The organism is Staphylococcus sp. LKG3-1 (genome assembly GCF_048568385.1).
GTDB classification, from domain to species: Bacteria; Bacillota; Bacilli; order Staphylococcales; family Staphylococcaceae; genus Staphylococcus; species Staphylococcus saprophyticus.
Genome location: NZ_CP183796.1, coordinates 1147224 through 1168695, shown reverse-complemented (window position 1 = coordinate 1168695; position 21472 = coordinate 1147224). Strand labels below are relative to the sequence as shown.

At 32.6% G+C, this 21472-nt stretch carries 19 protein-coding genes and 1 pseudogene; 14 read left to right on the top strand and 6 right to left on the bottom strand.

What is annotated here, in order from left to right:
- Position 1 precedes the first annotated feature (1 nt).
- Positions 2 to 2032 carry a BglG family transcription antiterminator gene (locus ACM595_RS05835; protein WP_037538002.1) on the bottom strand — a complete coding sequence of 677 codons (2031 nt, stop codon included), beginning with the start codon at positions 2030 to 2032 and terminating at the stop codon, positions 2 to 4.
- Between the two features lie 37 nt (positions 2033 to 2069).
- Entirely contained in the window at positions 2070 to 3599 is a 1530-nt protein-coding gene (locus ACM595_RS05830; protein WP_002482675.1) for a PTS mannitol transporter subunit IICB, read from the bottom strand.
- A 667-nt stretch (positions 3600 to 4266) separates the two neighbouring features.
- On the opposite strand from ACM595_RS05830, the gene glmS reads away from it, so the two are divergent.
- The 4 genes from glmS to ACM595_RS05810 all read left to right on the top strand — a co-directional run bounded on the left by glmS (position 4267) and on the right by ACM595_RS05810 (position 8615).
- Positions 4267 to 6072 (top strand): glutamine--fructose-6-phosphate transaminase (isomerizing), encoded by a 1806-nt coding sequence (gene glmS / locus ACM595_RS05825; protein ID WP_002482676.1) that lies wholly within the window; start codon positions 4267 to 4269, stop codon positions 6070 to 6072.
- 416 nt (positions 6073 to 6488) lie between these two features.
- Positions 6489 to 6845 (top strand): DUF2200 domain-containing protein, encoded by a 357-nt coding sequence (locus ACM595_RS05820; protein WP_002482677.1) that lies wholly within the window; start codon positions 6489 to 6491, stop codon positions 6843 to 6845.
- A gap of 60 nt (positions 6846 to 6905) precedes the next feature.
- Positions 6906 to 7691 (top strand): ABC transporter ATP-binding protein, encoded by a 786-nt coding sequence (locus tag ACM595_RS05815; protein WP_002482678.1) that lies wholly within the window; start codon positions 6906 to 6908, stop codon positions 7689 to 7691.
- A gap of 66 nt (positions 7692 to 7757) precedes the next feature.
- On the top strand, positions 7758 to 8615 hold the full coding sequence (locus ACM595_RS05810; RefSeq protein WP_002482679.1) for an HAD family hydrolase: 858 nt from the start codon (positions 7758 to 7760) through the stop codon (positions 8613 to 8615).
- 116 nt (positions 8616 to 8731) lie between these two features.
- Here ACM595_RS05810 and ACM595_RS05805 read toward each other — a convergent pair whose 3' ends face one another.
- Positions 8732 to 9838 carry a hypothetical protein gene (locus tag ACM595_RS05805; protein ID WP_069826070.1) on the bottom strand — a complete coding sequence of 369 codons (1107 nt, stop codon included), beginning with the start codon at positions 9836 to 9838 and terminating at the stop codon, positions 8732 to 8734.
- Positions 9839 to 9969: 131 nt separating this feature from the next.
- On the opposite strand from ACM595_RS05805, the gene ACM595_RS05800 reads away from it, so the two are divergent.
- A complete protein-coding gene (locus ACM595_RS05800) occupies positions 9970 to 10701 on the top strand; it encodes a metallophosphoesterase family protein (protein WP_037538006.1) in 732 nt (243 codons plus the stop codon).
- A gap of 181 nt (positions 10702 to 10882) precedes the next feature.
- Here the strand turns inward: ACM595_RS05800 and czrB are convergent, their stop codons facing one another.
- Both czrB and ACM595_RS05790 read right to left on the bottom strand, forming a co-directional pair.
- Positions 10883 to 11848, bottom strand: coding sequence for a CDF family zinc efflux transporter CzrB (gene czrB / locus ACM595_RS05795; RefSeq protein WP_002482682.1), 966 nt, complete (start codon positions 11846 to 11848; stop codon positions 10883 to 10885).
- A 22-nt stretch (positions 11849 to 11870) separates the two neighbouring features.
- On the bottom strand, positions 11871 to 12167 hold the full coding sequence (locus ACM595_RS05790) for an ArsR/SmtB family transcription factor (RefSeq protein ID WP_002482683.1): 297 nt from the start codon (positions 12165 to 12167) through the stop codon (positions 11871 to 11873).
- A gap of 153 nt (positions 12168 to 12320) precedes the next feature.
- Here ACM595_RS05790 and ACM595_RS05785 point away from each other — a divergent pair.
- From ACM595_RS05785 to ACM595_RS05745, 9 genes and pseudogenes are all read left to right on the top strand, one after another.
- Positions 12321 to 12980, top strand: a pseudogene (locus ACM595_RS05785) (NAD(P)-binding oxidoreductase).
- A gap of 129 nt (positions 12981 to 13109) precedes the next feature.
- Positions 13110 to 13808: a FadR/GntR family transcriptional regulator gene (locus tag ACM595_RS05780; protein WP_002482685.1), complete on the top strand. Its 699-nt coding sequence runs from the start codon at positions 13110 to 13112 to the stop codon at positions 13806 to 13808.
- Positions 13809 to 14413: 605 nt separating this feature from the next.
- Positions 14414 to 15352: a type I phosphomannose isomerase catalytic subunit gene (locus tag ACM595_RS05775; RefSeq protein WP_002482686.1), complete on the top strand. Its 939-nt coding sequence runs from the start codon at positions 14414 to 14416 to the stop codon at positions 15350 to 15352.
- A 24-nt stretch (positions 15353 to 15376) separates the two neighbouring features.
- Complete coding sequence (locus ACM595_RS05770) at positions 15377 to 15604, top strand: hypothetical protein (RefSeq protein WP_037538009.1); 228 nt, start codon at positions 15377 to 15379, stop codon at positions 15602 to 15604.
- A gap of 206 nt (positions 15605 to 15810) precedes the next feature.
- Complete coding sequence (locus tag ACM595_RS05765) at positions 15811 to 16791, top strand: YeiH family protein (RefSeq protein WP_037538011.1); 981 nt, start codon at positions 15811 to 15813, stop codon at positions 16789 to 16791.
- Positions 16792 to 16863: 72 nt separating this feature from the next.
- Entirely contained in the window at positions 16864 to 18231 is a 1368-nt protein-coding gene (locus tag ACM595_RS05760; protein ID WP_011302649.1) for an EVE domain-containing protein, read from the top strand.
- 330 nt (positions 18232 to 18561) lie between these two features.
- Positions 18562 to 18945, top strand: a complete 384-nt coding sequence (locus ACM595_RS05755; RefSeq protein ID WP_002482690.1) for a thiol-disulfide oxidoreductase DCC family protein — start codon at positions 18562 to 18564, stop codon at positions 18943 to 18945.
- 33 nt (positions 18946 to 18978) lie between these two features.
- A complete protein-coding gene (gene rbsK / locus ACM595_RS05750) occupies positions 18979 to 19842 on the top strand; it encodes a ribokinase (RefSeq protein ID WP_002482691.1) in 864 nt (287 codons plus the stop codon).
- Positions 19843 to 20022: 180 nt separating this feature from the next.
- A complete protein-coding gene (locus ACM595_RS05745) occupies positions 20023 to 20472 on the top strand; it encodes a Dps family protein (RefSeq protein WP_002482692.1) in 450 nt (149 codons plus the stop codon).
- A gap of 184 nt (positions 20473 to 20656) precedes the next feature.
- On the opposite strand, the gene deoD is transcribed toward ACM595_RS05745, so the two are convergent.
- Entirely contained in the window at positions 20657 to 21367 is a 711-nt protein-coding gene (gene deoD / locus ACM595_RS05740) for a purine-nucleoside phosphorylase (protein WP_419744473.1), read from the bottom strand.
- Between the last annotated feature and the right edge of the window lie 105 nt (positions 21368 to 21472).

The window sequence follows — 21472 nt, the reverse complement described above, 5'->3', positions numbered from 1 at the left end:
TTCACTCCATATTTAATAAATTTTGTAATTGTATCAGATAACTTTGCTTCAATAAAACTTGAAGTTGTTCGGGTCTTTCCATAAATCCATCGATATTATCAAGATGCTCTACCATTTTTCCAGATATTTCACTTACCAATTGAGACATGGTGTCATCGGGAGGTACAAACATATTTAATAAATATCTCACGGATTGATTGCCATTTTGATTACTTTTAAGCACAATAGGCTCATTTAAAATCGTTATAAGTATGAATGGTTTTTTGATGATATCATTTTTTAAATGAGGTATAGCGATAGGGTAGGGTTCTAAAACAAACCCTTGACTGTCCATATGTTGCTTAATAAGTTCAGCGAATGACGGCCCATCCGTAATAATTTGATGTGATAATAATGTTGATGTTAAATACTGACTCCAATCTGATACCATTGTGTAGTCAATATTTACCGAATCGATAATTTCTAAACCTTTTCGTATATAATTTAGTTTGTCTTCAGGATTTAAAATATTATGATGCTTCGGTTCAATAGCTTGATGCTTAAATTGATGTTGCTGTGTATTTAAGAACGCTGCAACATGATTGATATCTGCATCAGGTAGTAGGGGATTTACTGTAATATAAGGGGTTGTAATATCGATATCTACAGTAGAAATAATTGCATCAAATTGTGATGTATCCATTTCTTTTAAATCACCCACAGAAGCCTGTGTAGTTTTTTGGATTTCGCTAAAGGTTTGTTGCAAACGCGTAGCAAGTAAACGACTCGTACCTATACCACTACTACATACGACCAGCACATTATATAAGTGAGCACCTTGGCTTTGAATAGCGCCACCAAAATGTAAAACAATAAATGCAATTTCACTATCTGGAAATGTAAAATCTGGCCAAGTTTGTAATAAGGCGCGATGTACACTTTCAAATAATCGCGGATATTTGTGCTTAATCATTTCAGTTAATGGATTATATGTTTCAATATTGGCATTTAATCTATTAATAGCTGGAATGATATGCAATTTTAAACCTTCGCTTAAAGTTTCAGTATCTTTAAATGTTTGCTGTGAAAAATGCGTGACTGACTGTATGAATTTTTCGATTTTTGATTCATCTTTACTGTCTTTAAATACTTCTGCAGATTCTTTTCGTTTTGCGCCGCGGAGGTGAATCGTAATAAAAGTCACTTCGGCTTGATTAAACTGAACCCCGTATATATGCTCAAGATGTAGTGCAAGCGCTTGTGCCACCTCATGTTCAAATGAATCTTTAACACTTTGATAAATATCGTCGTTCAATGCAACATACTGACCATTTAACATCCGATCAATACTTAAGACGATATGCACTGTAAGGGTTAAATAACTAGACTCAGTCAATGAGTAGGGCAATTGATCGAGATGGTCCATAAGAATTCGTTCAATTTGGAAAATCTTATCCATATCTACCATAGCTAGTTGGGATTGATTAATAGATTGATAAACAAAGTGATTTTCGATTACGGAATAAACACTGGTACTATTTAGGTTATTGACCATTAATTGACTTAATAATTCACGTTTTTTAGATTCTGCGCCATGTAATTGAATACCTTCTCCACGTTTTTTGTGTAAACGTAATTGATATAAATCAAGTTCCACATCGAGCTCATCTAAGAGTTTCGTTAGTGTTTGATTCGATACACCAATTTCTTGTGCCAATCCATATTGTTTAATAGGGGTATCAGATTGTATCAATGCATATAAAATGATTACTTTTTGTTCTTCTTGTGATAAATCTATGGTGTTTTCATGCAATAAGGCATGTTTCAGTGAAGATAGAGCACCTTCACTTGTATTGAGTTGTATGCCTTTTTTTGTGACGCGCTCTAATGCTATATCAAAATTAGATAGGAACGATTCAATTGATTTTAATTCTCTATGAATAGTACGAGAGGATACAGCTAAGTTTTGAGCAATGTCGTAAATTGTGACATATTGACCGTGATATTTAATTAACATTTCGATAATTTCTTTTTCACGTGTACTCAAAAACATAGCCATACCCTCCAGTATTGTTCTATATAGTGATTATTTATTTTTTAAGATTTTCAAGTAATTCATCATATCTAGGAGAGTTTAAGAAATTATCTACAGAGATATGGATTGCATTTGGAACTTGTTTGATTGCTCTGTCAGTAAGTTTCTTCTGAGTGATAACAAGTTGTGCATCGCTAGGCAATTGATTGATTGCAGTATTTGTAACATTTACATCTTGGATGCCTGCTTTTTTAAATTTATTACGTAACATACTTGCACCCATAGCACTTGATCCCATACCAGCGTCACAAGCAAATATAACATGATTCACTTTACTATAATCATGTGCGTCTACATTTTCAGTATCATAATTATCTAACAATGCTTCTTCTGATTGTTCTTCATTATTTTCTGAAGTTGAAGTAGAAGCGGTAGTTGAAGTTGCATTATTATCTTCATTCCCTTTTAGCTTAGAAGATACACTTGATTTTTTCCCTTTTGAAGCTTCCATTTTTTCGGTAGCTGCTTCTAAGTCTTCTTCAGGCTCTTTTGTGAATTTCAAAATAAGTGCTGCCACGATAAATGATACGATTGCTGCTAAGAGTACACCAAGCACCATGTGTAAGAATTCACCTTTAGGCGCGTTCAACATATAAACGATGAATGAACCAGGTGAGGCAGGACTCTTGAAGCCGAAATCAAGTAATGAATAAGTTGCCACACCAGTCATACCACCTAAGATTACAGCGATAAATAATAAAGGACGCATTAATACGTATGGGAAGTAAATTTCATGAATACCACCTAAGAAGTGGATAATCCCTGCGCCATATGATGTTGCTTTTGCTGTACCTTTACCAAAAATCATATAAGCAACTAAAATACCAAGACCAGGTCCAGGGTTAGATTCAATTGTGTATAAGATAGATTGTCCAGCAGATGCTGCTTGATCTGCACCAAGTGGTGTGAAAACCCCATGGTTAATTGCATTGTTCAAGAAGACAATCTTAGCAGGTTCAACGATAATACTTACTAATGGAAGTAAATGTGCATGTACCAATGCTTCAACAGCAAGTGACAAGATATGCATAATAAATTCCATAATTGGAGCTAATATTTTAAATCCAACAATAGTCATGATGAATCCTAAGATACCAGCTGAGAAATTATTGAATAACATCTCAAAACCTTGTGGTGTTCTAGGTTGAATAAACTCATCTGTTTTCTTCATTAACCAACCTACAAGTGGTCCCATAATCATAGCACCAAGTAACATTGGTGTATCAGGTAATGCTACGATAACACCCATAGTTGCAACAGCAGCAATAATACCACCGCGCATTTCGTGAATTAAACGACCACCACTATATGCAATAAGCAAGGGAATTAAATATGAAATCATAGGTCCAGCTAATTCACTTAAATCTTTATTAGGCCACCAACCACCATCAATAAAGATTGCAGCGATAAAGCCCCATGCGATAAATGCACCGATATTCGGCATAATCATACTACTTAAAAATGAACCAAATGCCTGTACCTTACGTCCAAGACCTTTGTTTTCTTGCGTCTCTGTTTGTGACATAGAATTGCACCTCTTTTTCTCTTTTTATTTATAACTTTATTGTATGGGGGGACAGGGGAATAAACAATAGAAAGTAATATCAAATTTGTCACAGTATCTTTGACAAGTTTGTGAATATAACTGGACACTTCATAAATATGGATATTACATGTTAAATGTCACTGATTAAGCACAAAGTTATTTTGTAAATAAATTGTTAATAAATTATTTGCATTAAGTAATAAGAACATTGTACAATTAATAATATTGATAGGAAGGAGGACAGTTTAAGCGTTAGTTCAATTAAAGCGCCTGTACAAGTGAAGAGGTTATGTGTTTGTAATTTAAGGTTTATAACAGAAATCTTAATAGACACGATAATCGAAGTTTGTAGACGAGGAGGGTAGTTATCGAACCATCGGCGGATGCTATCCCGGATGTGGCTCATTCGTTAACTTATTAAGGAAAACATTAGGGTAACCTGGTGCACAAAGTTAATAAGATAGCCAAAAATTAAATATAAAAATATACGGTGAATGAGATAACCATTGCCATCAAGGTATTTTCAATTTCTATATGATAAATATAGGGATAAGTCTGCCTTCGATGGTTTATATTAAATTGGACAGGTTCGAATTCGCTAGAAGTTCAATTATCTCTTCACCATTAAATTGGAGGAAATTTTAAAATGTGTGGAATTGTTGGATATATTGGGCAAGATAATGCCAAAGAATTATTATTAAAAGGTTTAGAAAAATTAGAATATAGAGGTTACGACTCAGCTGGTGTAGCAGTGGTAAATGATGAAGGTACTTCAATATTCAAAGCAAAGGGTCGTATCGCAGAATTAAGAAAAGTTGCAGATAGTGAAGCTACTGACGGTAATGTAGGTATTGGTCATACACGTTGGGCTACACATGGTGTGCCAAATTATGAAAATTCACATCCGCATCAATCAACGACGGAACGTTTTACATTAGTTCATAATGGTGTAATTGAAAATTATGAAGAATTAAGAAACGAATACTTATCAGATGTATCATTTATTTCTGAAACAGATACAGAAGTCATTGTTCAACTTGTAGAATATTTCTCAAATAGTGGCCTTGATACAGAAGCAGCATTTACAAAAGTTGTTTCACTATTAGACGGTTCATACGCTTTAGGATTAATTGATAATGAAGATAAAGATACAATTTATGTAGCTAAAAATAAATCACCATTATTAATCGGTGTAGGTGATGACTTTAACGTTATTGCATCAGATGCAATTGCTATGTTACAAGTTACAAATCGTTATAAAGAAATTCATGACCATGAAATCGTTATTGTTAAACGTGACGAAGTCATTATCAAAAATCAAGAGGGTCAAGTTCAAGAAAGAGAAGCATATACTGCACAAATAGATGCAGCAGACGCAGAAAAAGGCGTTTATGATCACTATATGTTAAAAGAAATTCACGAACAACCTGCAGTGATGCGTCGTATTATCCAAGAGTACCAAGATGAAGAGGGTAACTTGAAGATGGATCCAGAAGTGATTAAAGATGTTGCCGAAGCAGATCGTATCTATATCATTGCTGCCGGAACAAGCTATCATGCTGGTTTAGTAGGTAAAGAATTTATTGAAAAATGGGCTGGTGTCCCTACAGAAGTGCATGTTTCTTCTGAGTTTGTATATAATACACCTTTACTTTCTGAGAACCCACTATTTATCTACATTTCTCAATCAGGAGAAACAGCAGATAGCCGTGCCGTGCTTGTTGAAACAAACCGCTTAGGTCATAAATCATTAACAATCACTAATGTAGCTGGTTCAACATTATCACGTGAATCAAATCATACATTATTGTTACATGCAGGTCCTGAAATTGCAGTAGCATCTACTAAAGCTTATACAGCACAAATTGCAGTATTATCTATCTTGTCACAAATCGTTGCTAAAGAGCATGGTAAAGATGTTGATGTAAGTTTATTACGTGAATTAGCAAAAGTAACAACTGCAATCGAAACAATCGTAGATGATGCAGATATTATGGAACAAATTGCAACAGATTTCTTAAGAACAACGCGTAATGCGTTCTTTATCGGTCGTACTGGAGACTACAATGTCAGTTTAGAAGGCGCATTAAAATTAAAAGAAATTTCGTACATTCAAGCTGAAGGATTTGCTGGTGGTGAATTAAAACACGGTACGATTGCTTTAATTGAAGAAGGTACACCAATTATTGCACTTGCTACACAAGAAAGAGTCAACTTGTCTATTCGTGGTAACGTGAAAGAAGTAGTTGCACGTGGTGCAAACCCATGTATTATTTCAATGGATGGCTTGAATAAAGAAGGCGATTCATATGTTATTCCACATGTGCACGAACTATTAACACCATTAGTTTCAGTTGTTGCATTACAATTGATTTCATACTATGCAGCATTACACAGAGATTTAGATGTTGATAAACCACGTAACTTAGCTAAATCAGTAACAGTTGAATAAAGAGCATATGATTAACAGCTAATTAGTAGTGCTATTGTAATATCTAATTTAAATGCATGAAATCATATATTGTATAAATAGGGCAAGAATGAAATCAAACTTAAAGTTTTGATTTCATTCTTGTTCTTTTTTTATAATAAAAACATATGACTTTGATTTATATTTCAGTGATATACAGTGCAATAGGCAGTATATTGAGAACTAAATGTTTGAGGTATGTAGTTAAATGATAGTTATTGTGGATTAATCATGAATTGTATTGTTTTAAATGAGTAGCACTAATATAAATCAACGATAACGATTACAATCAAATTTGAACTTTAATTATTATATAAATCAAAATCTTTTTAAAATGTTATTATGTTTATTATGCTTATCATCATAACTAGATAAACTTTAAAAGTGAGTTGAATATAGTGGAAAAACCTAAAATTTATTCTATGGCTTTTGGAAAAGTATACGATTTATTAATTAAAAAAGTAGAGAAAAAGGATAGAACCAAACAAGAAGCGGATGAAATTATAAGATGGATGACAGGTTACACGCAATCAGAGATTGATCGCTTGGTTGCGGATGGGACAGATTATGAAACATTTATAAATCAAGCGCCTAACTTAAATCCAGAGCGAACAAAAATAACGGGTGTCATTTGTGGTGTACGTGTAGAAAATATGGAAGCCTCCGTTATGAAAGAAATTAGATATTTAGATAAAATGATAGATGAACTGGCAAAAGGAAAGGCATTGGATAAAATATTTAGACAACACAAATGATCGAATGAAGGTGATTTGTTAAGTCATGTTAGAAATTGCATAAGAGAAAAGGGGTATAACATGTTAATTGACTTGAAAAATATATCACGTAGAAAACAAGGTAAGGAAATCATTAAAAATGTGAGCTGGCAAATTAACGAAGGTGAAAAATGGATGCTTTATGGCCTAAATGGTGCTGGTAAGACAACATTGCTAAACATATTAAACGCCTACGAACCAAATACTGCTGGAACGATAAACTTATTTGGCATGCAACCAGGAAAAGTGGGCTATTCTGCTGAAACAGTCAGAGATTACATAGGGTTTGTTTCAAATAGTTTAATGGATCGTTTTCAAGATGGCGAATTGGTGCGAGATGTTGTAATTAGTGGCATATTTAATTCCATAGGTGTATTTAAAACTATAGAACCACATCATATTGAATTGGCACAACAATATTTAGAACAAATGGGAATGCGTGATTTTGAGTCACAATACTATGGTTATCTATCTACAGGAGAACGTCAAAAGGTACTTATTGCTCGTGCGCTGATGGGTCACCCCAAATTACTTATTTTAGATGAACCAGCATCTGGCTTAGATTTTATAGCACGAGAAGATCTGTTACAAGCGCTCGAAAAATTGTACCAACAACAACCTGAATTAGCTGTTATATATGTGACGCATTTTATTGAAGAGATTACACAAGATATACAAAAAGGCTTTTTACTGAAGCAAGGTAAGAATTATAAACAAGGTAATATTAAAGATATTTTAAATAGTGATGTTATGAGCAACTTTTTTAATAGAAATGTCAATGTACGCTATCAAAATCAACGCTACGCACTATTTATGAATAATGTGTAGATTGCACATTAGCATAGTTAATGCCATAATTTAAGATGATTATATGTGATGGAGGATTATATAAAAATGGATAATGTTAAGGCAATATTTTTAGATATGGATGGCACGATTTTACATAAAGATAATCGTGTTGATTTAGAAACAACAGAAGTTATTCAACAATTAAGAGATAAGGGATATAAAGTCTTTTTAGCAACAGGTCGTGCACATAATGAAATACATTATCTTGTTCCTGAATCATTTGCAGTCGATGGTATTATTAGTTCAAATGGTACTTTAGGAATGGTTAAGGATAGCGTTTTATTTAAGCACAGCTTGTCTTACAACGCTGTAATTGACATTGTACAACGCGCACAACAAGAGGCAATCTATTATGAAATATTCCCATTTGACAGTAATCGTATTGTTTTACAGGAAGATAAAGCATGGGCAAATGCATTATTTGAACCAGCAACGCCACCGGGTGATGTAGGTGTTTCCGAATGGTCTTCTCGAAAAGCTTCGCTCGTTGATAAGGTGGATTGGGAAACAAGTATACCTGAAAAATCATTTTCAAAAATTTATTTATTTTCACCAGATATTGAAAAAATAACAAACTTTAGAAATAACTTATTAAAAGATCAAGATAAGTTACAAATTAGTGTGTCTAATTCTTCACGTTGTAATGCTGAAACGATGGCATATCGTATTGATAAAGGGACGGGTATAAAAGAAATGATTGAGCATTTCGGCATCGCGCAACAAGAAACATTAGTGATTGGAGATAGTGACAATGATAGAGCTATGTTTGCATTTGGTCATTATACTGTCGCTATGAAAAATGCACGTCCTGAAATTCAAGCTCTAGCAGATGATGTGACTGATGATACTAATGAAGATAATGGTGCAGCACGTTATTTAAAAGCACGTTTCTTACAAGATTAAATGATAGGCATAGAGAAAATAAGGTAGTCATCTAATGGCTAAATGAAAAAGAGTCTGGGACATCTATTTTTGTCCCAGACTCTTTTTGCATCTGCGTGATTATTTTTCGAATGATATTACTTGTCAGTTTTATTTAGATTGTTTTTTAAATCTGATGTTTCATCTTTGACTTTGTCTTGCATGTTTTCAGATTGCTCAGTAACATTCGATTTTGTCTTTTCAGTTGTATTCGTTACACTGTTGCTTGCTTTAGATTGCTTACTTTCTAGTTCATTATCTATAGGTTGTTTTGACTTTTTATTTTTCTTAACTTTTGTAGTTTCAATGCTTTCATCATTACGATTATAGTACTGAATAATCGCTAATATATTTGTATAGTAAACGATTAATCTAATGATAATCACAATGACTGTAACAATGTAAATAATTACCATTGCTAATGTTTGAGACATACTACCAGTAAATATAGCAACTAATTGACTAAATGGATTAGCAAGTAGGATGACGATTAAATTTAGTAATAATAAACCAAGGTAGAATTTGAACCAAGTTTTTTGACCATTTTTAATGCCTTTAAATCCTCTTTTTACTGATGACCATGCACCATTACTAGGTTCTTTAACAAAAGCTAAAGTATAATTGATTGCGATAATCGCTAAGAACCAGTAAATGAATGATTGAATAAATAATACGATTGTTGCTGCGACAATTTGATAAGTAAGAGACCATCCAAGTGCATGATCAGAACTACTTAATGGTCCTTGTATTGCTGAAAATAGTTGAACGATTCCTAAATTTAGTACTTTTGAAACTAGTAAATTAAGTAACAATGCGATAATAACAAAAACTAAAGTAAATAAAGAAAATTTTAATCCTTTTAAGTATTTGCCTTTTTTAAATGTTGAAAATAAATCTTTGAAATTTACCTTGTCTTTATTTAAAGCTTTGTCTATAGTGTAGATAGTTCCAGCTATTAATGGGTAACCAATAAATATAAATACGATTAATGGTATGAGTATTGCAAGTACAAGTGAAAATATGGCGCCACCGATAGATTGTTGCATAGCCATTGCCATTAACAATTTATAAATAGCGGGTTGTACTGGCATAAATGTCAGGACTGTTAAAGCAAACAATATTATAAAACTTACAATTGTGAACATTAAAATTTTAGCATTTTGGGGTTTTGCATTTTGTAATGCTAATTTATGAAATTTAAACAAATTTTAAGCACTCCTTTTTAGTCATAAACATACGATATCAAAAATTTGATAATTTTAAAATTAATAGGTAACAAAATGGCAATAAAATGTTAAAATGTCCTAATGAGAAAAAGTTGAAAGGAGATATCATCATGAAATTTGCAATAATTACTGATGTTCATGGAAATTTTGATGCATTAGAAACTGTTTTAGATGATATTGATAGAAGAGAAGATATCAATAAGATATTTAACCTGGGTGATAATATCGGGGTTGGACATGAAACGAATAAAGTACTTGATGAAATTTTTGACAGAGATGATATGGAAATCATCGCGGGTAATCATGATGAAGCGGTGATGTCGATAGTGAATGACACACCTTATCCTGAAGACTTAAAAGACAAATTTTACGAACATCACCAATGGATTGAAAGTCATTTAGATGAAGATTATTACGACAGATTAAATGAACTACCACGTGTGATTGAAAAAACATTTAATCATAAAAAAGTGCTGTTTATTCATTATGAAATACCAAATGAACAATTAACTACACCGATTGATGGTCAACCATATAGTCCAATTGTGGAACCTAGTGAAGAAAACATAAAAGCTTTGTTTGAAGATAAACAAGCAGATTTAATCGTGTTTGGTCACAACCACACTGTACATTTATATGATGATAAATCTACAGTTTATTTTAATCCGGGCTCTGTAGGTCTTAATAATGGTGCATATGCAGTTTATGGTATTGTAACGATTGATGAAAATGAATTTTCAATTGAACGTGTTAAAGTCCCATATGACAATGAAGAATTTATAAGAGGATTTGACGAGAAACAAGTACCAGCTAAAGCGCTGATATTTGATAAATTTTTATAAATACGTAATTTAAACCTATATATGCTGTATATAGGGGTAGACTATCAATAATGAAATCCCAAGTAGTGATTAATATTAGAAGTAGTAGAAATGCTAAATTATACTAAAGAAGCGAGCATGCGAAATCGACTTTGACTTTCGTACACTCGCTTTTTTTAATTTGTTTAATTGGTCAAGATTTTTAATGATCATGTGCATGATTGTGTGCAGTAGTTTTATATATAGATGAACATAACGTCTCATCGTCATGTTGGTGATCTTTGGTTTCTAACTGAATCGTCATATGTTGAATATTCAAGTGTTGTAGTTTGTGTTCTATTTTATTTAACAATTGCTCACCTTGAGCTACTGACATCTCATGAGGGACAACAGCGTGACAACTTAATGCATTTAATTCATTAGATATTGTCCAAATGTGACAATCATGTACGCTTTGGATTGCATCCTCTTCCTTAATAGTGGCAATGACTTCAGACATATTTATATCGATAGGTGTACCTTCCATTAAAATGTTTAATGAAGACTTTGTAATGCCCCAACTACTTTTAATAATTAGTAGTGACACAATGATACTAGCTATTGGGTCAGCTATCGTTAAATTTAAAGTCCATATGAGTATCGCAGCGATAATAGCTCCAACAGAACCTAAAAGGTCTCCCATAACATGTAAGAAAGCACCACGCATATTAATGTTATGCGATGTATCGCCACCTCTAAACATTAATAAAGCAACAATGATGTTGACTATCAGGCCAGTAACGCTGATGATAAACATTTCAGTCGATTGTACTTCTACTGGATTAAAGAATCTTTCAATAGCTTCAATAATGATAATGATACCAATGACAAAAAGTGTTACGCCATTAAAAAGTGCAGCTAAAATTTCGAACCTTTTATACCCAAAAGTTTTATTTTTATTTGCATATTTTTCGGCATAGATAAAAGCAAGGAGTGCGACACCAAGTGAAATTGTATCACTAAACATGTGTAAACCATCCGAAAGTAAAGCTAAACTATTTGCTAAAAGACCACCGATTATTTCGACAATCATAAAACTACCAATAATTAAAAAGCTGATAAGCAATATTTTTTTATTATTAGTGTGTACATGACCGTGAGCATGATTATGTTCGTGATGTTCTGACATATGAATATCCACCTTTCAATTATTATTTATGTGAGGCATGATGAATTGCTTGTTTTATTAAAGTAGTCACATGCGTATCATCTATTTGATAAATCATAGATTGCCCATGGCGATTCGATTTCACTAAATGTGCTTGTTTAAGAATACGTAATTGATGTGAAACATTTGATTGGCTTAAATTTAAAGTGTGTGCGATGTGACCTACACTACATTCGCCTTGAATCAAAAGGTGCATGATACGTAGGCGATTACCTTCGCTTAACGCTTTAAAAATATCGGTGACATATGCTACCGTTTGTTCATTAATTGACTCCACCATATCTACTAACCTCATTTCTTCACATTAATATATGAATATTTGTTCATATATTAATATAATTTTGTTGAATAGTCAATGTTCAAAGCACAATAGTTTTAAAAATATGTAGAAGTGTTAAAATGAATTTAAGATTTTATTGAAGGAGGCTATATAATGAGTACATTAGTTATAGGTGCAAACGGTGGCGTAGGTCAATATTTAGTAAATCAATTAAAAGAAAGTGGCGAATCATTTGTCGCAGGTGTTAGAAAAGAAGAACAAGTGCAAGCTTTAGAAGACAATGGTGTGAAAGCGACATTGATTGATGTTGAAGCTGATGATATTGAAACGTTAACTTAAAAGTTACAAGGATTCGATAAAATTGTATTTTCAGTAGGATCAGGTGGTAGCACTGGTGCAGATAAAACAATTAGCGTAGATTTAGACGGCGCTATCAAATCAATTAAAGCCAGTGAAGCAAACCATGTAAAACAATATGTCATGGTGTCTACTTATGATTCTAGAAGAGAAGCTTTTGATGCAAGTGGTGATTTGAAACCATACACGATCGCGAAACATTATGCAGATGAATATCTTAAACAAGCGGATGTAGGTTATACAATTGTGCATCCGGGTATATTGTTAAATGATCCTGGCATAAACAAATTTGCAGCAGATGCATTTTTCGAAGATAAAGGTTCAATTCCACGCGAAGATGTTGCGTCAGTCATTAAAGAAGTACTTGCAACAGATGATTATATAAATACTGAATTTCAAGTTGTGAGCGGTGAACAATCAATCGAAGACGCATTAGACCAGTTTAAAAATAAATAAAATATAATTAAATAAAGAACCAATTTACATCATGGTGTAAATTGGTTTTTTTTGTTAGAAATAATTGCTTTTTTAAGCAAATTACGAGCGAAAATTTGATACAATAAATTATATCGCTTGGAGGTTAATATGAATATTTCAAACCCAAAAATATATGAACAAGTTGCAGATATCATTTTAGAGAATATTAAATCTGAGGATTATCAGGTTGGTGATAAATTACCGTCTATCCAAAAATTAAGTAAGCAATTTGGAGTAAGCACAGCGTCAGTGAGGGAAGCGTTGAATGCACTGAGAACGATAGGCGTAATAGAAATGAAACAAGGATATGGTACTTTTATCAAACAAATTGAGCCTACTTTTTTTGAATTTGGGGACAAATTCAATTCTTTAGTTCAAATAAAAGAATTATTAGAACTCAGAGAAATTGTTGAAAGTGCAACAGTAGCAAATGCTGCACGATACCGTAATAAAGCAGATTTAGAAAAGCTAGCGACAGCATTGTCTGTGATGGGGGAAGCAGTAATTGATGGCACTTCAGGAGAAAAAGCAGATTTAGAATTCCACCTTGCAATCGCACATGCAGCTCAAAATTCATTATTAGTAGAGTTATTAAATAACATATCAGAACTTATGCAAAATTCAATGGAAGAAACTAGAAAAATATTTATCTATGATAAACAAAAAACAATGACTAAATTACTCGAAGAACACGAGATGATTTATCATGCCATTTTAGAGCAGGATGATAAGACAGCAGTTAAAGCCATGCAATCTCACTTACTCGAAGTAAAACAAACCATATTAGCTAACTTCAAAGAAACATAATAAAAAAAGCGCCATTTCACATGATAATATGAAAAGGTGCTTTTATCATGTTGTGTGGATTTTAGTAATTTTAGAGCAAGGTACTTATACATACATGAAATAGTGTCCAATAGTCAGCGTATTTTACATCTACTACTAAATAGAAAAGGGGCCTAAGACACCTATTTATGTCTCAGACCCCTAATAGCAAATTTTATAATTTGAAAAAGTAATCAGCTTTTCCAAATAATCATAAATTAATACAATACCTTATATGTAAAAACAGATAGAGTTTGTAAAAAACTCTATATCTAATTATAAAGTCAATTAGATTGTATTGGCAAGTCCAAACAAGAAAAATTTCCGGCGATAATATAATCATTCATTAAAATGATTCGTCATGTGATTGTACAAAATAGAATGAACTACCAATTTAAATGGGTCGTTGATATAATAATAAGTGATTTTAAATATATTGAAATACGCGTATAGTCATTTATACTCTCAGTAATTATGTGATACAATCACACTAGTTCTGTAAAAAAAGATGAATTTAAATGAGAACATTCACTTAAAAAATATAATTTTAAATATGATTACAACTTAAGAATTTGGAGGTGCGATGAATGCCGTTATTTTTAAAACCAATTTTTCATGAAAAAATATGGGGTGGCAGTCGATTAAAAGAATTTGGATATGATTTACCCAGTGATTATATCGGAGAAGTTTGGGGGATTTCAGCACATCCAAATGGCAAATGTGAAATATTAAACGAACCATATCGTGGGCAAACACTAGATCAAGTATGGGATGAACATCGAGAACTATTTGGTGATTTTCCGAGCCAAGAATTTCCATTAATGACTAAAATTGTAGATGCCAGAGAATCTTTATCTGTACACGTACATCCAGATGATGCGTATGCATATGAAAATGAGAATGGACAATATGGTAAGTCTGAATGTTGGTATATTATAGATGCTGAAGAAGACGCTGAAATTATATATGGATTAAATACCCAATCGAAAGAAACAGCAATTGACAAGATTGATGAAGCGGATTACGATTCGTTATTTAATAAAGTGAAAGTTAAAGCGGGAGAATTCTATTTTATACCTGCTGGAACGATTCATTCTATTGGCGCAGGTGTACTTGTTTACGAAACGATGCAATCATCTGATGTGACTTATCGTGTGTTTGACTATGACCGTGCACAAGATTCAGGCGATAAACGCGAATTAAATCAAGTTAAAGCGAAAGAAGTAATTGAAATCGCAAATGAAAGTATTAATATACCAACAGATACTGAAATCATTGAAAATCATAAACGTACACAACTTGTTTCTAATGACTTTTTTACAATTGTAAAATGGAACATTTCAGGTACATTAAATTATATGAAACCAAGAGAGTTTGTATTGATTTCTGTGCTCAAAGGTGAAGGTCAAGTCATTATTGATGGTGAAGTATTCGATTTAGTACAAGGACAGAATTTTATATTAACGTCTGATGATTTAGATACAATATTTGAAGGTCAGTATGAATTGATTGTAAGTTACTTATAGAGATAGAAGTGGGAGTGCATTAAAATGATTAAGTTTTTATATGTATCACTTGTATGTGGTCTTTTATCTGGTGCAGGCATATTTTTAAAGACGGATATATTTCCTTCGATGGCTGTTCCAATGATTTTTGGTGTAATAGGAATTATTGCAGCATTGATTACAATACCGGATAAAGAAATAAGTGGTATGCTCAAATTCGGTGGTGTGTTAATTAATACGATGCCAATTCTGGGCGCTTTAACGTTAACTTAACAATGTATAAATTGAGTATCTTTGCGATTGCGTGAATGATACTTTTTTTATGAATTTTATAAAATATGGAGAGACAATGTGTGATTAGCAATAAAGTTCTTAAACATCAGTTTAATTTTTCTTTATAACACCGTGTACATTTCAATATTTACAGTTTAGATAATCTGAAATATGTTAAAATAGTATTTAAATTGGAGGTGGCAAGATTGGATAAAGCAAGAGGCCTCATTATGACTTTAGTAATCGCAATGGTCGCTACAATTATGGGCAGTAAATTCCCTATCATTGGGAGTGCTATATTTGCAATCATAATAGGTATTTTAATTAATAATATAATAACAATCCCTAAAAAATATGATGCTGGTATAAAATTCAGCAGTAAAAAAATATTACACTATAGTATAGTCGTGTTAGGGTTTACATTAAGCTTCCAATCTATTGGCGCCATCGGTTGGAGATCTTTACCAATTATTTTTGTTACATTGTTTGCAGCGGCATTAATTGTTTATGTATTAATGAAACTGTTTAATATTAATGAACATTTAAGTATATTAATTGGGGTAGGGACTTCCATATGTGGTGGTTCAGCAATTGCCGCAACGAGTCCGGTTATAAAAGCAAAGGAAAGTGAAGTTGCATTTGCTATTTCGACGATTTTCTTATTTAATCTCATAGCAGTGTTCATCTTCCCACCAATTGGTCATATCATGCATATGGGACAAGCGACTTTTGGTTATTTTGGAGGAACGGCGATTAACGACACGTCAAGTGTCATTGCAGCAACTTCTAATTACGGTAAAACTGCATTGGAAACAGGGGCCGTTGTTAAATTAACACGTACGTTAATGATTATTCCAGTCGTTTTATTTTTTACATATAGAACTATTAAAAAAGAAAAAGAGAAGCAATCGCACACATCCATAGCTAAAATCTTCCCATGGTTTATTGTTTGGTTTGTCATAGCATCATTGATAAGTACAATTTTCAATTTTTCACCATCAGTGATTCATATGTTTCAACAATTATCGTTATTTTTAATTACAATGGCGATGGCTGGTATTGGTTTGAATGTGGATTTCAAACAATTTAGACAAGCGGGTATCAAACCTATATTACTTGGTTTAGTGACTTGGATCGTTGTTATTATTACAAGTTTAATCACTATGAAATTAATCAACTTATTGTAATGTTTGTTCTATAAGGTGATTTTTCATATAATAGGAAAAATAGAATTTTTATATGAGATAAGGAGTATCTAAATGGCAGAGGAAACAAGTTATTTTTGGTTAAACTGCGGTTATAATCGCTGGAACCATAATGAACCAATGGTTGGACAAACAACATTATTTGAATCAGGTGCACAATTTAATCCCTCTCAAGGTTTCCGTTCATTTAAACAGGCCAAAGTTGGTGACCAGGTCATCTTTTATCAAGTGCAGATGGACACTGGTTTATTAGGATTTGGTGAAATCACAAGTGTACAAACGGGTGCTCAAAATAAAATTCGCGTTCATTTTGAATTACAAGAACAATTAAAGCCGTTAACAGCTGATTATTTAAAAAGAAGTGAACAGTTAGAATTTAGAATGGGTAATATGAAAGAAACATTATTTAATCAAATTACTAAAGAAGAGTATGAACTAATCGTTAGCTTAGGCAAAGGCCAAACTAAAATACCTAGATACTTTTTTATATCTGAGGAACAAGAATTTGAACCAGAATCATATAACACGATATTTACACATACGTATAATGGTATAAAAAGAAATGGTTATCATTTTTATACACAGTTAGAAATAGGGGACCAACTTGTTTTTTATAATAAAAAACGAGAGCAATCGGTCATTGGCGTTGGTGAAGTGAGTAAACATATACATGAAAAGCCACCTATTCCTGGTAGAACTAATAGTACGGCTATTGAAGTATATTTTGAAAAAGAAATTGAACCTGTCTCATTAAGTACTTTGAATAAGCATCCTAAATTAAAAAATCTTTACTACTTACAGGAAAATGCAAAACAAGCGATTGCAAGTATGTCACAAACGCAATTTGAATCTATACTTGAAATGAGTGCGAATGATGGTTTGAAACCACAATTTGAAGCCGTGCAAAGCGATAATGTGATAGATAAGCCAGCAGAAGATTTGAAACCATTTATTCTGCTTGTAGTAGATAAAGGAGAAGGATTAAAAGCGGCAGAAGACTTATTGCAAAAAACAAATGCGAATCCAGTTATTACTTCTGGGCACCCGGATTTCACAGAAGACATGCTTTATGGAAAATATTTACCAAATGAGACGGGCGCTTTATATTATAGAGAAGGTTTTATAACGAATCTCATGCCTCGAAAAGATAAAAGTTATTTAGTTATAGATAATTTTAACCGTATAGATCCTGATATTTTTCAAACATATATCAATGTGTTGGAAGGCTATGAGATGACGTTACCACGTTATAATAAAGATGGTACTATGGTTAAATGGTCTAGAAAAAAAGATTCGTTTTATCATTTTAATCCGAATTGGCATATTGTCGCTATCACGTATGACAGTTTAAATGAAATTAAACAAAAATACACAGAACAGTTTCTAAAATATACTAGAATTGTTAAAGTGAACCAAGATTAAAAAGAGTTTAGAGTAATTGAACTTATACGTTATGATGAAGCATAAGTAATTATGAAAGCATATGAAATGATCAATCCTTCAAGAATGGATTGGTCATTTTTTTATGCAAAGTATGACAATATAAATGTCTATTAATTATTTAAATTATAGTGGATACTTTTAAAACAGAAGCGTAAAAAAGACATAATGTTTTTAATCGACGAGCACTGATAGGAATAGGCAGATATAAGCACTTATGGTTTATTTTAAGGAAATTAGGATATAATAAAAATAAGTACCATTATATAATGATAATGGTAGACTAAATATATCATTTTAGGAGCGTTGTATATGCCAATAATTTATTATGATGGTAACTGTGTTTATTGTTATAACTATGCGATCTGGTTAATTCAACACGGACTTTCTACACGTTATCAATTTGCCAAATTACAGGGTGATGTAGCACAAAATTTATTAGAAAATTATCCAGAAGCGCAACAATACGATAGTGTGATTTTACAAGAAGGTGACCAGTTGAAATATAAATCTGATGCAATTACAACCTTAATCACATCGTTGACTAACTACAAATGGTTAGGTATATTGTTGCGTTTCGTGCCAAATATAATCAGAGATTTTGGTTATCAATTATTTGCTGATAATAGAAATCATATGTGGAAAACCCATTGGCATGAACCTAATGATTATGAAAAATCATTTTTTATTGACTGATTATTTTTTACTGAAAATACGGAGGAAACAAACATGGGAAAAATTATTGTAATTGGTAGTGCATCCATAGATTTAGTTGTAAAAACTGATATATTGCCCGAAGCAGGAGAAACAGTAATGGGCACTTCATTTTTTACTAATCCTGGTGGCAAAGGCGCAAATCAAGCGGTAGCGGCTGCACGCTTAAGTAATGAAGTGTATATGATAGGTGCAGTGGGCGATGATGCATACGGCAAACAAATTTTGGAAAACTTGAAAGATAACCATGTTGATACCACTTATATGGACATCATTGACAATGAGAAGTCAGGTACAGCACACATTACATTATTTGAAGATGATAATCGTATTATTGTCGTTCCGGCTGCCAATAACTATATTACACCAGATATTGTTTTGCCAAAGTTGGAAAACTTTGGTGAAGATGACATTATTTTGCTCCAACATGAAATTCCTGAAGCAACGGTTCAATCAGTTGTCACATATGCAGCAAAGCATGGTATCAAAGTTATTTTAAATCCTGCGCCTTATCGTGAATTGGATAAAGAAGTAATCGAAAAAGTAACATGGATAACGCCGAACGAATCAGAAAGTGAATTACTATTTGACCATCAAGTAGAACAAGCACTTAAAGCATATCCACGTAAACTTATTATTACGCAAGGCGCAAAAGGCGCATTGTTTTATAGCGATACGCAACAACTGATTGAAGGTTATAAAAAGGAAGTCATAGATACAACAGGAGCTGGAGATACTTTTAATGGTGCACTAGCAGTTGCATTAATTGAAAATAAGTCATTGGAAGATGCTGTGAATTTTGCTAATTTGGCTGGTAGTTTTTCAGTGACAGGTTTAGGTGCACAAAGCGCAATGCCGTACAGAAAAGACCTGGAATAAGTAGTGTGCAATTTGTTATAATAAGTGTAGGTCGTTAAATGGACATCTAAATTAAAATAATTCTAATTTAGAGCACGAATATTCTTTACAGATTAGAATTATTATAATATAATAATTATTGTAATCAAGAACGTTGTTGTCATTTAATGATAATATTGAAATTTAAAGGAGAGATTTTACATGGCAAAAAGTAATGAAGAAGTAGTAAAAGTATTAAATCAACAAGTAGCAAACTGGACAGTCGCATTCACCAAATTACACAATTTTCATTGGTATGTAAAAGGTCCTAATTTCTTCTCACTACACACAAAATTCGAAGAATTATATGACGAAGCAAGTCAATACATTGACGATTTAGCTGAGCGTATTTTAGCTGCTGGTGGTAATCCAGTTGCAACATTAAAAGAAAGTTTAGATCTTTCAATTATCAAAGAAGCAGACAAAGGTTACAAAGCTGAAGAAATGGTTGAAGAACTTTCACAAGACTTCGATAATGTATCTAAACAATTAGAAGAAGCAATTGAAGTTGCTTCAAATGCAGATGATGATGTGACTGAAGATATGTTCATCGGTATGCAAACAAATATAGATAAACATAACTGGATGTTAAAATCATATTTAGGTAGATAATACATTCAGTTTAAGATAAAGAGAATAGTGTCTGGGCATATAGCTTAGACGTATAAAAGAGGCCCTGTCTATTTAAATAGACAGGGCCTCTTTCTTTATAAAAAATGTTAGCTGAGTGTTATGAATTAGCACACTAGCTCTATATGTACTTATTTACATATCAATCTGAAACCTAAAGAAAATGTTATTCAGCAATTTCTAATGCTATTTCCATCATTTGAGTGAAAGAGTTTTGGCGTTCTTCAGCAGTTGTCGCTTCATCACGTAAGATATGATCGCTTACTGTAAATATGCCTAAAGCTTTTTTATTTGCATAAGTAGCGTTTAAATATAGTGCTGCAGACTCCATTTCAATACCTAAGACACCCATGCGTTGCCATTGTTCATTGAATGTAGGGTCGGCATTATAGAACGTATCAGAAGATAAGATATTGCCAACATGTGTCGTAGCACCGATATCATCTGCTTTTTGTTTAGCTTTTAATATTAATTCAAAATCTGCTAATGGTGCAAAATGACCAGGAATGTTGTATTGCTCCACATAACTAGAATTCGTAGAAGCACCTTGTGCAATAATCACATCATATAAGTTAACGTTTTTTTGTAAAGCACCGCATGAGCCGATACGGATGATTGTGTCTACATCAAAGAAATTGTATAGTTCATACGAATAGATACCAATACTTGGAACGCCCATACCTGATCCCATTACAGATACTTCTTTACCATTATATGTACCTGTATAACCAAACATATTACGTACTTCGTTAAATTGTTCAACGTTTTCTAAATAGTTATCCGCAATATATTTTGCACGAAGTGGATCCCCTGGCATTAATACGGTTTTAGCTATTTTTTTCCCATTAGGTTGAATATGAGGTGTTGCTTTTGTCATAATCATCTTCTCCTTTAAATTCTTTATCAAATTAAAGATAACATTTGTTTATTATTTTTGCGAATTTTTGTAGTATAGAGGTAAAGAGAGAATGTTTATAAACAT

Bases quoted from the DNA above. Each gene is read 5' to 3' on its own strand.
- ACM595_RS05835 (WP_037538002.1), bottom strand. From the start codon at position 2,032: ATGTTTTTGAGTACACGTGAAAAAGAAATTATCGAAATGTTAATTAAA.
- ACM595_RS05830 (WP_002482675.1), bottom strand. From the start codon at position 3,599: ATGTCACAAACAGAGACGCAAGAAAACAAAGGTCTTGGACGTAAGGTA.
- glmS (WP_002482676.1), top strand. From the start codon at position 4,267: ATGTGTGGAATTGTTGGATATATTGGGCAAGATAATGCCAAAGAATTA.
- ACM595_RS05815 (WP_002482678.1), top strand. From the start codon at position 6,906: ATGTTAATTGACTTGAAAAATATATCACGTAGAAAACAAGGTAAGGAA.
- ACM595_RS05810 (WP_002482679.1), top strand. From the start codon at position 7,758: ATGGATAATGTTAAGGCAATATTTTTAGATATGGATGGCACGATTTTA.
- ACM595_RS05800 (WP_037538006.1), top strand. From the start codon at position 9,970: ATGAAATTTGCAATAATTACTGATGTTCATGGAAATTTTGATGCATTA.
- czrB (WP_002482682.1), bottom strand. From the start codon at position 11,848: ATGTCAGAACATCACGAACATAATCATGCTCACGGTCATGTACACACT.
- ACM595_RS05790 (WP_002482683.1), bottom strand. From the start codon at position 12,167: ATGGTGGAGTCAATTAATGAACAAACGGTAGCATATGTCACCGATATT.
- ACM595_RS05780 (WP_002482685.1), top strand. From the start codon at position 13,110: ATGAATATTTCAAACCCAAAAATATATGAACAAGTTGCAGATATCATT.
- ACM595_RS05775 (WP_002482686.1), top strand. From the start codon at position 14,414: ATGCCGTTATTTTTAAAACCAATTTTTCATGAAAAAATATGGGGTGGC.
- ACM595_RS05770 (WP_037538009.1), top strand. From the start codon at position 15,377: ATGATTAAGTTTTTATATGTATCACTTGTATGTGGTCTTTTATCTGGT.
- ACM595_RS05760 (WP_011302649.1), top strand. From the start codon at position 16,864: ATGGCAGAGGAAACAAGTTATTTTTGGTTAAACTGCGGTTATAATCGC.
- ACM595_RS05755 (WP_002482690.1), top strand. From the start codon at position 18,562: ATGCCAATAATTTATTATGATGGTAACTGTGTTTATTGTTATAACTAT.
- rbsK (WP_002482691.1), top strand. From the start codon at position 18,979: ATGGGAAAAATTATTGTAATTGGTAGTGCATCCATAGATTTAGTTGTA.
- ACM595_RS05745 (WP_002482692.1), top strand. From the start codon at position 20,023: ATGGCAAAAAGTAATGAAGAAGTAGTAAAAGTATTAAATCAACAAGTA.
- deoD (WP_419744473.1), bottom strand. From the start codon at position 21,367: ATGACAAAAGCAACACCTCATATTCAACCTAATGGGAAAAAAATAGCT.